The sequence below is a fragment of the Pantoea sp. MT58 genome (assembly GCF_014495885.1).
In the GTDB taxonomy this organism is placed as follows: Bacteria; Pseudomonadota; Gammaproteobacteria; order Enterobacterales; family Enterobacteriaceae; genus Pantoea; species Pantoea eucalypti.
Genome location: NZ_CP061083.1, coordinates 192443 through 206747 on the forward strand (window position 1 = coordinate 192443; position 14305 = coordinate 206747).

Below are 14305 nucleotides of genomic sequence, written 5' to 3' on the forward strand. Positions count from 1 at the left end.
CGTCTTTTATCTAGCCACGTAATGCTGCGTTCGTCAAATGCGTTAAAGTGCACTGAAGATGTGGCTAACTAACGGAAATTCGTAGAATTTATAGAGAAAGAAGCGGGATAAGTTATTCTTATTGTTAAATCCCGCAGATTGCGGGGGCATTTTGCTGTTAATACAGTGAAATGCCCCATTTGCTGTCAATCAGTGACAAAAATGCTGCACAACCTGACTGATTAGCGCCCGTGTCGGCTTAATAAATGCCGTATCAATAAATTCGTCGGGCTGATGCGCCTGATTGATTGAGCCCGGGCCCAGGACCAGTGTTGGGCAGAGTGTTTGAATAAACGGCGCCTCGGTACAGTAATTCACTACCTCGGTTGGCGTACCCAGTAATTTCTCAACCACACTCACCAGTTCATGATTTACCGGACACTCATAGCCCGGAATCGGCGGATGCAGTTCGGCCACGGTGACCCGGCCCGGCCAGCGTGCACTCACCGGTGCCAGCGCCTCGTTCAGCAACCCATCCAGATCGCTCAGCGACAGGCCCGGCAACGGACGAATATCCATATGCAGTTCACAGCAGGCGCAGATACGGTTCGCGGCGTCTCCGCCATGAATATGGCCGAAATTCATGGTCGGATAAGGGATAGCGAAGCCGTCATGGTGATAACGCTCCTGCAGCGTCGTGCGCAGTTGCATCAGATGAGTGATCGACTCATGCATCAGTTCAATGGCGTTGACACCGCGTGCTGGATCGCTGGAATGGCCCGATTTCCCCTCGATGCGAATCACATTCGACAGATGGCCTTTGTGCGCGCGCACCGGTTTAAGCGAAGTCGGTTCACCGATGATGGCACAGTCGGGACGCAGCTGCGTCGATTCAGAGAAATATTTGGCGCCAGCCATGGTGGTCTCTTCATCGGCCGTGGCGAGGATATAGAGCGGTTTGCTCAGCGTGCTGACATCCACATCGCGCAGCGTGTCGAGAATAAAGGCGAAGAAGCCTTTCATGTCTGCTGTGCCCAGGCCGTAGAGCTTGTTGTCGTGCTCGGTCAGGGTAAAGGGATCGCGCGTCCAGCGGCCATCATCAAAGGGAACGGTATCCGTATGACCGGCTAACAGCAGGCCGCCCGCACCGGTGCCGGTTCGCGCCAGCATATTAAATTTATTGCGGGTGCCGGGCACCGGCTGCACTTCAACGCTGAAGCCAAGGTCGCGGAACCAGCCGGCCAGCAAATTGATTAAAGTTTCATTACTCTGATCCAGTGCGGCATCGGTTGCGCTGATCGACGGCGTGGCGATCAACTGGCGGTACAGTTCAATAAAAGGCGGTAATTTTGTCTTCACTGTTGGCGGTCCTTGGGTTAGGATGTATCCATATTCATGCAGTAATAGTGAATAAAAATACATTAACGTCCTCTGCAAGGGAACCATAAATCACTGCAGATGACAGGGTGGGTAACGGGGCAAGGCCGCGACCCGGAACGTGCGACTGTAAAAAGGGTTACAGCCTGATGTTGAATACGCTGATCGTTGGTGCCAGTGGTTATGCCGGTGTAGAGCTTGCCACCTTCCTGAATCGCCATCCACATATCAACATAACCGCTTTGGCGGTTTCTGCGCAAAGCCCTGATGCTGGCAAGCGCCTCTCTGACCTGCATCCACAGCTGAAAGGCGTAGTGGATTTGCCGCTACAGCCGCTAAGCAGCGCAGCTGAGTGGGCAGACAAAGTGGATGTGGTGTTCCTGGCGACGGCGCATGAAGTCAGCCACGATCTGGCGCCGGAATTCCTTAAGGCCGGTTGTGTCGTGTTCGACCTGTCAGGCGCGTTCCGCGTTAATGACGCTGATTTTTATACCCGTTTCTATGGCTTTACCCATCAGCATGGTGACTGGCTGGACAAAGCCGTGTACGGCCTGGCGGAATATCAGCATGAGAAAATTCAGCAGGCGCAGCTGGTAGCGGTACCGGGTTGCTACCCGACCGCTGCGCAACTGGCACTGAAACCCCTGGTGGATGCCGGACTGTTAAACGATGCGCAGTGGCCGGTTATTAACGCCACCAGCGGCGTGAGCGGTGCCGGGCGTAAAGCCAATGTCGGCACCAGTTTCTGCGAAGTAAGCCTGCAGCCTTATGGCCTGTTTAACCATCGTCACCATCCGGAAATTGTTGCGCACCTCGGTACACCCGTGATCTTTACGCCGCATCTGGGCAGTTTCCCGCGCGGTATTCTGGCAACGATTACCTGCCGTCTGAAAGCGGGTGTCAGCCGCGAAGATATCGCCGCTGTTTTCCATCGCGCCTATGACAATAAGCCACTGGTGCGGCTCTATGATAAGGGCGTGCCGGCGCTGAAAGCCGTTGTGGGCCTGCCTTACTGTGATATCGGTTTTGAAGTACAGGGCGAACATCTGATTGTCGTCGCCGCCGAAGATAATCTGCTGAAAGGCGCGGCATCGCAGGCGGTACAGTGCCTGAACATCCGGTTCGGCTTCCCTGAAACGCAGTCACTGATTTAACGGACAACTAGACCATGACCAATCCATTGATTATTAAGCTGGGCGGTGTGCTGTTAGACAGCGAAGAAGCGCTGGCCCGTTTGTTTGAAGCGCTGCTGAAATATCGCAGCGCCCATCAGCGTCCGCTGCTCATTGTCCACGGCGGCGGTTGCCTGGTCGATGAACTGATGAAAAAGCTGGCGCTGCCAGTCATGAAGAAAAATGGCCTGCGCGTCACCCCACCCGATCAGATCGACATCATTACTGGTGCACTGGCGGGAACCGCAAACAAAACGCTGCTGGCCTGGGCAAAAAAATCGGGCATCAACGCGGTCGGCCTCTGCCTGGGCGATGCGGGCATTGTGAATGTCGCTCCGTTTGATGACGAACTTGGCCATGTTGGCCACGCAACGCCGGGTAATCCGGCCTTGCTGAACACGCTGCTGGCGGCGGGTTACATGCCGGTGGTGAGCTCAATTGGTATTACTGACAGCGGCGACCTGATGAACGTCAACGCTGACCAGGCGGCAACCGCGCTGGCCTCGACGCTGGGTGCCGATCTGGTTCTGTTGTCTGACGTCAGTGGTATTCTCGACGGCAAAGGTCAGCGCATCGAAGAGATGACCGCCGACAAAGCTGAGCAGCTGATTTCCCAGGGCATTATTACCGATGGCATGATTGTTAAAGTCCACGCGGCACTTGATGCGGCGCGTACACTGGGTCGCCCGGTCGATATTGCCAGCTGGCGTCACGCTGAGCGGCTGACTGATCTTTTTAACGGCGTGTCGATTGGCACCCGGATTCTCGCTTAACGACTCTGATTCAAGGATTACGAAATGCAAACGCAAAACATCAAAAAAATCGTTCTGGCTTACTCCGGTGGTCTTGATACTTCGGCCATCATTCCATGGCTGAAAGAGAACTACGGCGGCTGTGAAGTGGTCGCATTTGTAGCGGATATTGGTCAGGAGCGCGGCGATCTGGAAGGTGTTGAGAAGAAAGCCCTGCAGTCTGGCGCCTCTGAATGTCACGTGGTTGACCTGCGTGAAGAGTTCATCAGCGACTACGTTTATCCGGTACTGCAGACCGGTGCTCTGTATGAAGGAACCTATCTGCTGGGCACCTCTATGGCGCGTCCTATCATCGCAAAAGCGCAGGTTGAGCTGGCACTGAAAGTAGGCGCGGATGCGCTGTGTCATGGTGCAACCGGTAAAGGCAATGACCAGGTGCGTTTCGAAACCACCTACACCGCGCTGGCACCACAGCTGAAAGTCGTGGCACCGTGGCGTGAATGGAACCTGCGTTCACGTGAAGCACTGCTGGACTATCTGAAAGAGCGCAACATTCCGACCACCGCTTCGCTGGAAAAAATCTACAGCCGTGACGAAAACGCCTGGCATATCTCCACCGAAGGCGGCGTGCTGGAAAGCCCGGCCAATGCACCAAATAAAGATTGCTGGGTCTGGACTGTCGATCCGCTGGAAGCGCCTGACCAGCCTGAAGACGTGACTGTAACCGTTGAGAAAGGTCGTGTTGTGGCGGTTAACGGCGAAAAACTGAGTCCGTTCCAGTGTCTGGAAAAACTGAACGTGCTGGGCGCAAAACATGGCGTCGGCCGTATCGATATCGTTGAAAACCGTCTGGTAGGCATTAAATCCCGCGGCTGCTACGAAACCCCTGGCGGCACCATCATGGTGAATGCGCTGCGTGCGGTTGAGCAGCTGGTCCTGGATCGCGATAGCTTCAAATGGCGTGAGCAGCTGGGCCACGAGATGTCTTACGTCGTTTATGATGGTCGCTGGTTCGCTCCGCTGCGTAAGTCGATTCAGGCTGCTGCCGAATCGCTGGCGGAAGAAGTTAACGGTGAAGTGGTGCTGCAGCTCTACAAAGGCCAGGCGACAGCCACTCAGAAGCGTTCTGCGAACAGCCTCTACTCGGAAGAGTTCGCTACCTTCGGTGAAGATGAAGTTTACGATCACCGTCACGCGGGCGGCTTTATCCGTCTGTTCTCGCTCTCTTCGCGTATCCGCGCCCTGAACGAGCAGAAGAAGTAATTTTTCAGGCGGGGTGCGCCTCGCCTCACAGTTTTGATTCAGGGGCGGCATTTATGCCGCCTCTTGTTTAACGATTCAGAGGAGTTTTCACATGGCACTTTGGGGTGGACGGTTTACTCAGGCAGCGGATCAACGTTTTAAACAGTTCAATGACTCGCTGCGCTTCGATTACCGCCTGGCAGAGCAGGACATCATTGGCTCTGTTGCCTGGTCCAAAGCGCTGGTGACGGTCAATGTGCTGACTCAGGATGAGCAGCAGCAACTTGAAGCGGCCCTGAATTCGCTATTGAATGAAGTGCGTGAAAATCCTGAACAGATTCTGCAGAGCGATGCCGAAGATATTCACAGCTGGGTTGAAGGTAAGCTGATCGACAAAGTCGGCTCGCTGGGCAAAAAGCTGCACACCGGCCGTAGCCGCAACGATCAGGTCGCGACCGATCTGAAACTGTGGTGCAAGGTACAGATCGAAGCGCTGCTGGGCGCCACACGTGAGCTGCAGCAGGCGTTAGTGGTTACCGCCGAAGCCAATCAGGATGCAGTGATGCCGGGCTACACCCACTTGCAGCGTGCGCAGCCGGTGACGTTTGCGCACTGGTGTCTGGCCTACGTTGAAATGCTGGCGCGTGACGAGAGCCGTCTGCAGGATACCCTGAAGCGTCTTGATGTCAGCCCGCTGGGCTGTGGCGCACTGGCCGGTACCGCTTACGAGATTGATCGTCAGCAGCTGGCAGGCTGGCTGGGCTTCGCTTCCGCCACACGTAACAGTCTGGATACCGTATCAGACCGCGATCACGTGCTGGAACTGCTCTCTGACGCGGCCATTGGCATGGTGCATCTGTCGCGCTTTGCGGAAGATATGATTTTCTTCAACACCGGCGAAGCAGGCTTTATTGAGCTGTCAGATAAAGTGACCTCAGGCTCATCACTGATGCCGCAGAAGAAAAATCCGGATGCGCTGGAGCTGATTCGCGGCAAATGTGGTCGTGTGCAGGGTGCACTGACCGGCATGATGATGACGCTAAAAGGTCTGCCGCTGGCCTACAACAAAGATATGCAGGAAGACAAAGAGGGTCTGTTTGACGCGCTGGATACCTGGCTCGACTGTCTGCATATGTCAGTGCTGGTACTGGATGGCCTGCAGGTTAAACGTCCGCGTTGCCAGGAAGCCGCTGAACAGGGCTACGCAAACTCTACTGAGCTGGCCGACTATCTGGTCGCCAAAGGCGTGCCATTCCGTGAAGCACACCATATCGTTGGCGAAGTCGTCGTGGCGGCTATCGGGCAGGGCGTAGCACTTGAAGCGCTGTCGCTGGCACAACTTCAGCAGTTCAGCGCGGTGATTGGCGAGGATGTCTATCCGATTCTGGCGCTGCAATCGTGTCTGGATAAGCGTAATGCGCAGGGCGGTGTTTCTCCGCAGCAGGTTGCCCGCGCTATCGGTGACGCTAAACAGCGTCTGGCGTGATCAGCAGGTAAAAAAAAGCGGGCACATTAAAATGCCCGCCAACCTCTAGCTTCAGAACTACTATTTTTTATAGGCACATCATCAAAGCGCCCGCTCTCCCGGCCGACGCTCAGACTCTCTTATGCTGACAGCAAGTATTGACGCAGATCTTCACTGCCGCCAGCATGACGACCGCCCATGAAGACCTGCAGTACCGTCGCCAGGCCTGAAACGGCTCCTGAACTGACGGTTGTCGAATCCTGTCCCATCACAATTTTCGTACTCAATGACATGCTCACTCAGCCTCTGTATGGCCTGCGCACAGAAGCCGCAGCTGGCTTTATAGAGATGAAGACAGACTCCTGAGCTTTTTGTTGCGCGCATTATTCCCAACCACCCTTGATAGGGCCAATCGTTCATTGCTATTCTATCTATCGCCACGGGCTATCGTGGTTTGGAGGGTAATAATGAATATTCGTGATCTTGAATATCTGGTTTCGCTTGCTGAACACCGTCATTTCCGCCGTGCGGCGGATGCATGTCATGTCAGTCAGCCCACGTTAAGCGGGCAGATCCGTAAGCTGGAAGATGAGCTGGGTGTGATGCTGCTGGAGCGCACCAGCCGTAAAGTGCTGTTCACGCAGGCAGGTTTACTGCTGGTGGATCAGGCGCGTACGGTGCTGCGTGAAGTGAAAGTGCTGAAAGAGATGGCCAGTCAGCAAGGGGAAGCGATGTCAGGTCCGCTGCATATCGGCCTCATCCCGACCACCGCGCCGTATTTACTGCCACAGATTATCCCGACGCTGCACCAGACCTTCCCGAAACTGGAGATGTATCTGCACGAAGCGCAGACGCAACAGCTGCTGTCACAGCTCGACAGTGGCAAGCTCGACTGTGCGATTGTTGCGCTGGTCAAAGAGAGTCAGGCCTTTATCGAAGTGCCGCTGTTTGATGAGCCAATGAAGCTGGCTGTCTATGCCGATCATCCGTGGTGCGATCGCGATCGTGTGCCAATGTCCGATCTGGCCGGCGAGAAATTGCTGATGCTGGAAGATGGACACTGTCTGCGTGACCAGGCGATGGGATTCTGCTTTGAGGCGGGTGCCGATGAAGATACCCATTTCCGGGCGACCAGTCTTGAGACACTGCGCAATATGGTGGCGGCAGGCAGTGGCATTACGCTGTTACCGGCGCTGGCAGTTCCACCAGAGCGTATTCGCGACGGTGTCTGCTATCTCACCTGCTACAAACCGGTGCCACAGCGCACGATCGCGCTGGTCTATCGTCCGGGTTCACCTCTGCGCAGCCGTTATGAACAGCTGGCAGAGGCAATTAAAACCCACATGGCACACTATTTCGACGCTGCGTTAAAACAGGCGGTTTAAGCCGTTTAACGCCGCAACGCGGTAGGCTTCGGCCATCGTCGGATAGTTAAAGGTGGTATTCACGAAGTACTCAATCGTGTTGCCACCATTTTTTTGCTCCATGATCGCCTGACCGATGTGAATGATCTCAGCGGCACGCTCGCCAAAGCAGTGGATCCCCAGAATCTCTTTGGTTTCCCGATGGAACAGAATCTTCAGACTGCCAACGTTCATGCCCACAATCTGCGCGCGTGCCAGATGTTTAAACTGCGCGCGGCCCACTTCGTAAGGCACCTTCATTGCCGTCAGCTGCTGCTCGGTTTTACCCACGGAGCTGATTTCCGGAATGGTGTAGATACCGGTTGGGATATCTTCAATCAGGTGTGCTGACGCTTCCCCTTTGATAATCGCCTGTGCGGCAATACGGCCCTGATCGTAGGCGGCTGAGGCCAGGCTTGGATAGCCAATCACGTCACCGACGGCATAAATGTGCGGCTGCGCTGTCTGATACATGCTGTTCACTTTCAGCAGGCCACGCCCATCGGCTTCCAGACCGACGTTTTCCAGCGAAAGGGAATCGGTGTTACCGGTACGGCCGTTGGCGTACAGCAGGCAATCCGCTTTCACTTTCTTGCCCGACTTCAGATGCATGATGACGCCATCTTCCACGCCTTCGATCTTCTCAAACTCTTCATTGTGACGAATCACTACGCCGCTATTCCAGAAGTGGTATGAGAGAGAATCCGACATCTCCTGATCGAGAAACGCCAGCAGGCGATCGCGGGTATTAATCAGGTCAACTTTGACGTTGAGACCACGGAAAATCGATGCATATTCACAGCCGATGACGCCAGCGCCGTAAATAATGACGTGACCCGGTTCGTGGTGCAGATTAAGGATAGAGTCGGAGTCGTAGACGCGGGGATGCGTAAAGTCGACATTATCAGGATGGTAAGGCCGTGAACCACAGGCGATAACAAACTTCTCTGCCGTCAGCGTCTCACGCGTGCCATCAGGTTGTTCAATCTCAATCGTATTGGCATCAACAAAATGGGCATCGCCCTGATAAAGCTCACAGCGGTTACGCTCGTAGAAGCCCTGGCGCATGGCTGTCTGCTGGCTGATCACGCTTTCAGTGTGATTAAGAATGTCGGCGAAAGAGGAGCGAAGCAGTCGGGTATGATCGCTGTAGAGCGGGTTTTGGTTGAATTCGATAATGCGACTGACGGCGTGGCGAAGGGCTTTGGAAGGGATGGTTCCCCAGTGTGTACAGCCGCCGCCGATGTTGTGGTAGCGTTCGACCACGGCGATGCGCGCTCCCTGTTTTACCAGCCCCATCGCCGCCCCTTCACCGCCGGGCCCTGAGCCAATCACAATGGCATCGTAATCGTAAGACTTTTGCATACCGATACGTCCTATTATTTATACATTTTTACAACGAGATTCTAACATCTCGTCGCGCACTTCTGAATTCTATCAGCGATTTTCATCACATTTTGACAAAGTGTGAGGTTCACAGGCAGTGACAAAGAATGCCAATCTGTACGCTGAAAATTTTGCTATAGTGCCCGCTCAACACCGCTAAAGGCAGAGAGAATGGGCGTCAGAGCGCAACAAAAAGAACGTACACGACGTACACTGATTGAAGCAGCGTTCAGTCAGCTCAGCGCCGAACGCAGTTTTGCCAGTTTGAGTTTGCGGGAAGTTGCCCGTGAAGCGGGGATTGCACCCACCTCCTTTTATCGTCATTTCAAGGATGTTGATGAGCTTGGCCTGACGATGGTGGACGAAAGTGGGCTGATGCTGCGACAGCTGATGCGTCAGGCACGACAGCGTATCGCCAAAGGCGGCAGCATCATTAAAACGTCGGTGTCGACCTTTATGGAGTTCATCGGCAACAACCCCAACGCTTTCCGCCTGTTACTGCGTGAACGTTCCGGCACCTCTGCTGCTTTCCGTGCCGCCGTGGCGCGTGAAATTCAGCACTTTATCGCTGAACTGGCTGACTATCTTGAGGTCGAAAATCGCATGCCGCGCAGTTTTACCGAAGCGCAGGCTGAAGCGATGGTGACCATTGTCTTCAGCGCCGGTGCAGAAGCACTGGACGTTGATGCTGAGCAGCGACGTAAGCTTGAGGATCGGCTGGTGTTACAGCTGCGGATGATCGCCAAAGGCGCTTATTACTGGTACCGCCGTGAGCAGGAACGACTGGCGGTCACCCTGGAAAAACCCGAAGAGCAATGAGTAAGGATCAGTTCATGACCCACCCAGGTACCCGCGATAAAAGCACTCTGGCACTGGCTTTTATTACCGGCTTAGCGATTAACGGTTCGTTTTCTGTGCTGTTCAGCGCCTTTGTTCCCTTTTCGATTTTTCCGCTGATTGCGCTGGGTCTGGCGGCCTGGTGTCTGCATCAGCGGTATCTCAACACCAACATGCCGGACGGCATGCCAGGCCTGGCGGCGGCGTTTTTCCTGCTGGGGATTCTGGTTTATAGCGCGCTGGTGCGGGCAGAATACCCGGACATTGGCTCAAATTTCGTTCCCACCGTTCTGATGGTCGCGCTGGTGTTCTGGATTGCGACGCGGTTTAAGCGCAAGCGTAATCAGTAGGGATATCGGCAGGGAAAAAAACGGGAACCTCAGGGTTCCCGTTTTTGTTTACGCTTTACGCGTCAGCAGCACACCGCATTCCATGTGGTGGGTGTAGGGGAACTGATCAAACAGCGCCAGCCGCGTCACGTCGTGCGTTTCTGACAACGTTTGCAGATTGTCGCTCAGGGTTTGTGGGTTGCAGGAGATATAAAGGATGCGCGGATACGCTTGCACCATTTTCACCGTCTCTTCATCCAGGCCGCTACGTGGTGGATCGACAAATATCGTCTCGCACTCGTAGCTGGTCAGATCAATCCCTTCCAGACGATTAAAGCTGCGCACGCCATTCATCGCCTGAGTAAACTCCTCCGCCGCCATGCGAATGATCTGCACGTTATCAATCTGGTTCACGGCAATGTTGTATTGGGCCGACGCAACAGAAGGCTTGGCGATTTCCGTTGCCAGAACGCGGCGGAAATTGCGCGCCAGCGCCAGCGAGAAGTTGCCGTTACCGCAGTACAGTTCCAGCAGGTCACCCTGTGAATCCTGCGTCACATCCAGCGCCCACTCCAGCATCTGAATATTCATTGCCGCGTTAGGCTGGGTAAAACTGTTCTCGACCTGACGATAGATAATCTCGCGACCTGCAACCGGCAGACACTCATCCACATAGTCGCGATCCAGACAGATTTTGGTTTTGGTCGCACGGCCAATTAACTGCACATCCAGACCTTCCGCACGCAGTTGATCACGCAGCGCGGCGGCGGCCTGCTGCCACTCATCATCCAGCTTGCGATGATAGAGCAGTGAAATCACAATCTGATTGCTCATGGTTGACAGATAGTCGATCTGGAACAGCTTGTGACGCAGGGTGCGGTTATCACGGATCGCGGCGATCATCTTTGGCATCAGCTGATTGATCAGCTGGCTGGCTGCCGGGAACTGATCGACCCGGATCCGCTCGCGCGTCTGCTGATCAAAGATGATGTGATAGATATCATCACCGTCGTGCCACAGGCGGAATTCGGCGCGCATCCGATAGTGGCTGACCGGCGAACGGAACACCTCCACGTCGGGCGCAGCAAACGGCGTCATCATCGTCTCTAAACGACTGACTTTTTCCGCCAGCTGTGCGTCATAGTCTTCAATGGGGAGATGTTCGGGTGTCATGAGTAATCCTGATTAATAGCTTACCAGCGGGCGATTGTAGGCATTCACTTGCTGATGTCCAGTCCCACAGCGATAAGATATTTAGCAGTCTGGACTTCCGTATCTCCACTCCGTAGACTGCAGACGCCGGCCTCAAGCCCGAGTTAATAGGGAATCCAGTGTGAATCTGGAGCTGACGCGCAGCGGTAAGGAATGTCGTGATGAGTGCAATTGCAGACACTGTCCTCCGGGATGGGAAGTCATCATCATTTATGGTTCCCAGCCCGAAGACCTGCCGGTGTAACGTCGCTACTCGTACAATCATCGCGTTCTATTGATTGTCGGCCTGCGGCATCCTGCTTCGTCTTATGGATGCGATTAAAATGACAAAAAAAACTGCATCGCTGTTCGCTCTGAGCGCAACGGCGATTTCTCTCTGGGCGCAAAACGGTTTTGCGCAGGGGAATGATGATACGCAAATCGTTACTGCCAACCGTTTTGCCGAACCTGTTTCCGGGGTGCTGGCGCCGACAACCGTCGTCACGCGTGATGAGATTGATCGCTGGCAGGCCAAAAATCTGACAGATGTGATGCGCCGTCTGCCGGGTGTCGATGTCGCGCAAAGCGGCGGGTCAGGGCAGCAGAGTTCGCTGTTTATTCGGGGTACTGAGTCCAGACATGTGCTGATCCTGATTGATGGTATCCGGCTTAATCAGGCGGGTATTACCGGTTCGTCCGACCTCAGCCAGATCCCCCTGTCGCTGGTGCAACGCATCGAATATATTCGCGGCGCACGTTCCGCGGTTTACGGTTCTGATGCCATTGGCGGCGTGGTGAATATTATTACGGGCCGATCGCAACCGGGCACGACGCTGACGGCGGGCATGGGATCCAACGGCTATCAATCGTATGACGGCTCAACTCAGCAGATGCTGGGCGACGCGACAAAGCTTACCCTGGCAGGCAACTATACCTACACCAAAGGGTATGACGTTGTGGCGGGCTATCCCAATGACTATGGCCCGGCGCAGCACGATCGCGACGGCTTCATGAGCAAAACCCTGTATGGCAACCTTGAGCATCAGTTCAGCGATGAACTCAGTGGTTTTGTGCGCGGCTATGGCTTTGATAACCGCACTGCCTATGACGGGTCTTACACGTATGATGACAGCTTCACGAATATCATCGGCCTGGCGGATACCCGTCAGCTCTACAGCCAGACCTGGGACACCGGGTTACGCTTCAACCGCGACGTCTACTCCACCCAGCTTATTGCCAGTTATGGCCATACCAAAGACATTAACTACGATCCGCGCAATGGCCGCTACGGCGCTGCATCCACCTTTGATGATGTCACTCAGTACAATCTGCAGTGGGGCAATACTGTGCAGGTGGGGCAGGGCGCCGTCAGTGCGGGTGTGGACTGGCAGAAAGAGACAACGGAACCGGGCACGAACTATTTATCAGATGGCTATGAACAGCGTAATACCGGCCTCTACGTGACCGGGCAGCAACAGTTTGGCAGCGTCACTCTTGAGGGTGCGGTACGTGGTGACGATAACAATCAGTTCGGCTGGCATAACACCTGGCAGACGGCGGCGTCATGGGAGTTTATTTCCGGGTACCGCGCGTTCGCTTCGTATGGTACTGCTTTCAAAGCGCCTAATCTGTCGCAGGTATACAGCCCATTTTATGGCAACCGCGACCTCGATCCTGAAAAAAGTAAGCAGTGGGAAGGCGGCTTTGAGGGGCTGACCGGGCCGGTGAACTGGCGCGTGTCGGGCTATCGCAACGACATTGATGACCTGATTGAAGGCGATCCGCAGACCTTCCGCTACTACAACATTGAGAAGGCACGTATTAAAGGCGTTGAAGCCACCGCTGGATTCGATACCGGGCCGCTGACGCATCAGCTCTCATATGATTATGTCGATGCGCGGGATGGCAGCACCGATCAGCCGCTCGTTCGCCGGGCTAAGCAGCAGGTCAAGTATCAGCTTGACTGGACACTGCATGAGTTTGACTGGTCCGTGACTTATCACTATCTGGGCGACCGTTATGATACCGACTTCAACAGCACGCCCAGCCGTCGTGTGAAATTAGGCGGTGTCAGCCTGTGGGATCTCGCCGTCTCATATCCTGTCACTTCACAACTCACGGTTCGTGGTAGAATTGCCAACCTGTTCGATAAAGATTACGAGACAGTGTATGGCTATCAGACTCCAGGACGAGAGTATTACCTCAGCGGCAGCTACAACTTCTGATTTGCGTCCCACCGTGCTGGTGTTTGATTCCGGCGTCGGTGGGCTTTCTGTCTATGATGAGGTCCGTCAGCTGTTGCCGGATCTTCATTATCTCTATGCCTTCGATAACGCTGGATTCCCTTACGGCGAGAAAAGCGAAACCTTCATCGTGGAACGCGTGGTCGCTATCGTTGAGGCCATTACACAGCGTTATCCTCTCTCATTAGTCATCATCGCCTGCAATACAGCCAGCACGGTTTCATTGCCTGCTTTACGTGAACGCTTTGCGTTTCCTGTCGTGGGTGTGGTTCCGGCGATTAAACCTGCCGCGCGCCTGACGCGAAATGGTGTGGTCGGGTTGCTGGCGACGCGGGCTACAGTGCGCCGTCCTTATACTCACGAGCTGGTGGCGCAATTCGCCGGTTCCTGCAACATCGAAATGCTGGGATCGGCGGAGCTGGTGGAACTGGCAGAAGCTAAGCTACACGGTGCTGAGGTTGCACTGGATGAGGTGCGCCGTATTGTTCAGCCGTGGCTGCGGATGGCTGAACCACCGGACACGGTTGTTTTAGGCTGTACGCACTTCCCTTTACTGCGCGAAGAGCTGCAGCAGGTGTTACCTGAAGGGACGCGTCTGATTGATTCCGGTGCGGCAATTGCCCGACGAACAGCCTGGCTACTGGAACATGAAGCGCCTGAAGTAAATTCTTCGCAACAGAACGTCGCATTCTGCACGGCGCTGGATGGTGAAGCGGTACAATTATCACCCGTTTTACAGCGTTATGGCTTCCCGTTGCTTGAAAAACTGGCGTTTTAGCGGCTTTTCGCTGAAAAAAGAAGCACTCGAAATTTTATTTGAAATTAGCACTTGTCAGCCTCCGAGAACTCCCTATAATGCGCCTCCACTGACACGGCACAACGGCTTACGAAGCGCCGGGTTAAGTAGGTTCGAAATCATACGAACCAGT

General features: G+C 54.6%; 13 protein-coding genes and 1 riboswitch. Of the genes, 9 read left to right on the forward strand and 4 right to left on the reverse strand.

Annotated elements, in window-relative coordinates; all coding sequences use genetic code 11:
- Nucleotides 1-189: 189 nt before the first annotated feature.
- Nucleotides 190-1338, reverse strand: coding sequence for an acetylornithine deacetylase (argE, locus tag IAI47_RS00900; protein WP_003851216.1), 1149 nt, complete (start codon nucleotides 1336-1338; stop codon nucleotides 190-192).
- A 167-nt stretch (nucleotides 1339-1505) separates the two neighbouring features.
- On the opposite strand from argE, the gene argC reads away from it, so the two are divergent.
- The 4 genes from argC to argH all read left to right on the forward strand — a co-directional run bounded on the left by argC (nucleotide 1506) and on the right by argH (nucleotide 6008).
- The gene (gene argC, locus IAI47_RS00905; protein ID WP_008926933.1) at nucleotides 1506-2510 is read left to right on the forward strand and encodes an N-acetyl-gamma-glutamyl-phosphate reductase; all 1005 of its coding nucleotides are present in this window, start codon (nucleotides 1506-1508) and stop codon (nucleotides 2508-2510) included.
- A 14-nt stretch (nucleotides 2511-2524) separates the two neighbouring features.
- Nucleotides 2525-3301, forward strand: coding sequence for an acetylglutamate kinase (argB, locus tag IAI47_RS00910; RefSeq protein ID WP_008926932.1), 777 nt, complete (start codon nucleotides 2525-2527; stop codon nucleotides 3299-3301).
- Nucleotides 3302-3325: 24 nt separating this feature from the next.
- Nucleotides 3326-4543, forward strand: a complete 1218-nt coding sequence (locus IAI47_RS00915) for an argininosuccinate synthase (RefSeq protein ID WP_003851209.1) — start codon at nucleotides 3326-3328, stop codon at nucleotides 4541-4543.
- 91 nt (nucleotides 4544-4634) lie between these two features.
- Complete coding sequence (argH, locus tag IAI47_RS00920; RefSeq protein WP_003851207.1) at nucleotides 4635-6008, forward strand: argininosuccinate lyase; 1374 nt, start codon at nucleotides 4635-4637, stop codon at nucleotides 6006-6008.
- Nucleotides 6009-6127: 119 nt separating this feature from the next.
- Here argH and IAI47_RS00925 read toward each other — a convergent pair whose 3' ends face one another.
- Entirely contained in the window at nucleotides 6128-6274 is a 147-nt protein-coding gene (locus tag IAI47_RS00925) for a hypothetical protein (RefSeq protein WP_153574532.1), read from the reverse strand.
- A gap of 180 nt (nucleotides 6275-6454) precedes the next feature.
- On the opposite strand from IAI47_RS00925, the gene oxyR reads away from it, so the two are divergent.
- A complete protein-coding gene (gene oxyR / locus IAI47_RS00930) occupies nucleotides 6455-7372 on the forward strand; it encodes a DNA-binding transcriptional regulator OxyR (RefSeq protein WP_003851204.1) in 918 nt (305 codons plus the stop codon).
- Here oxyR and sthA read toward each other — a convergent pair.
- Nucleotides 7355-8755: a Si-specific NAD(P)(+) transhydrogenase gene (gene sthA, locus IAI47_RS00935; protein ID WP_003851201.1), complete on the reverse strand. Its 1401-nt coding sequence runs from the start codon at nucleotides 8753-8755 to the stop codon at nucleotides 7355-7357. The genes oxyR and sthA overlap by 18 nt on opposite strands.
- Nucleotides 8756-8947: 192 nt before the next feature.
- Between sthA and fabR the strand changes: the two genes are divergently transcribed.
- Nucleotides 8948-9595 carry an HTH-type transcriptional repressor FabR gene (gene fabR, locus IAI47_RS00940; RefSeq protein WP_003851200.1) on the forward strand — a complete coding sequence of 216 codons (648 nt, stop codon included), beginning with the start codon at nucleotides 8948-8950 and terminating at the stop codon, nucleotides 9593-9595.
- A gap of 14 nt (nucleotides 9596-9609) precedes the next feature.
- Nucleotides 9610-9963: a YijD family membrane protein gene (locus IAI47_RS00945; protein WP_003851197.1), complete on the forward strand. Its 354-nt coding sequence runs from the start codon at nucleotides 9610-9612 to the stop codon at nucleotides 9961-9963.
- 48 nt (nucleotides 9964-10011) lie between these two features.
- On the opposite strand, the gene trmA is transcribed toward IAI47_RS00945, so the two are convergent.
- A complete protein-coding gene (gene trmA / locus IAI47_RS00950) occupies nucleotides 10012-11115 on the reverse strand; it encodes a tRNA (uridine(54)-C5)-methyltransferase TrmA (protein ID WP_008926930.1) in 1104 nt (367 codons plus the stop codon).
- A gap of 110 nt (nucleotides 11116-11225) precedes the next feature.
- A riboswitch (cobalamin riboswitch) is annotated at nucleotides 11226-11409 on the forward strand.
- Between the two features lie 68 nt (nucleotides 11410-11477).
- Here trmA and btuB point away from each other — a divergent pair.
- Both btuB and murI read left to right on the forward strand, forming a co-directional pair.
- Complete coding sequence (btuB, locus tag IAI47_RS00955) at nucleotides 11478-13358, forward strand: TonB-dependent vitamin B12 receptor BtuB (RefSeq protein WP_187961162.1); 1881 nt, start codon at nucleotides 11478-11480, stop codon at nucleotides 13356-13358.
- Nucleotides 13303-14154: a glutamate racemase gene (gene murI, locus IAI47_RS00960; RefSeq protein WP_008926928.1), complete on the forward strand. Its 852-nt coding sequence runs from the start codon at nucleotides 13303-13305 to the stop codon at nucleotides 14152-14154. Before btuB ends, murI begins: the two co-directional genes overlap by 56 nt.
- The last annotated feature ends 151 nt before the right edge of the window (nucleotides 14155-14305 follow it).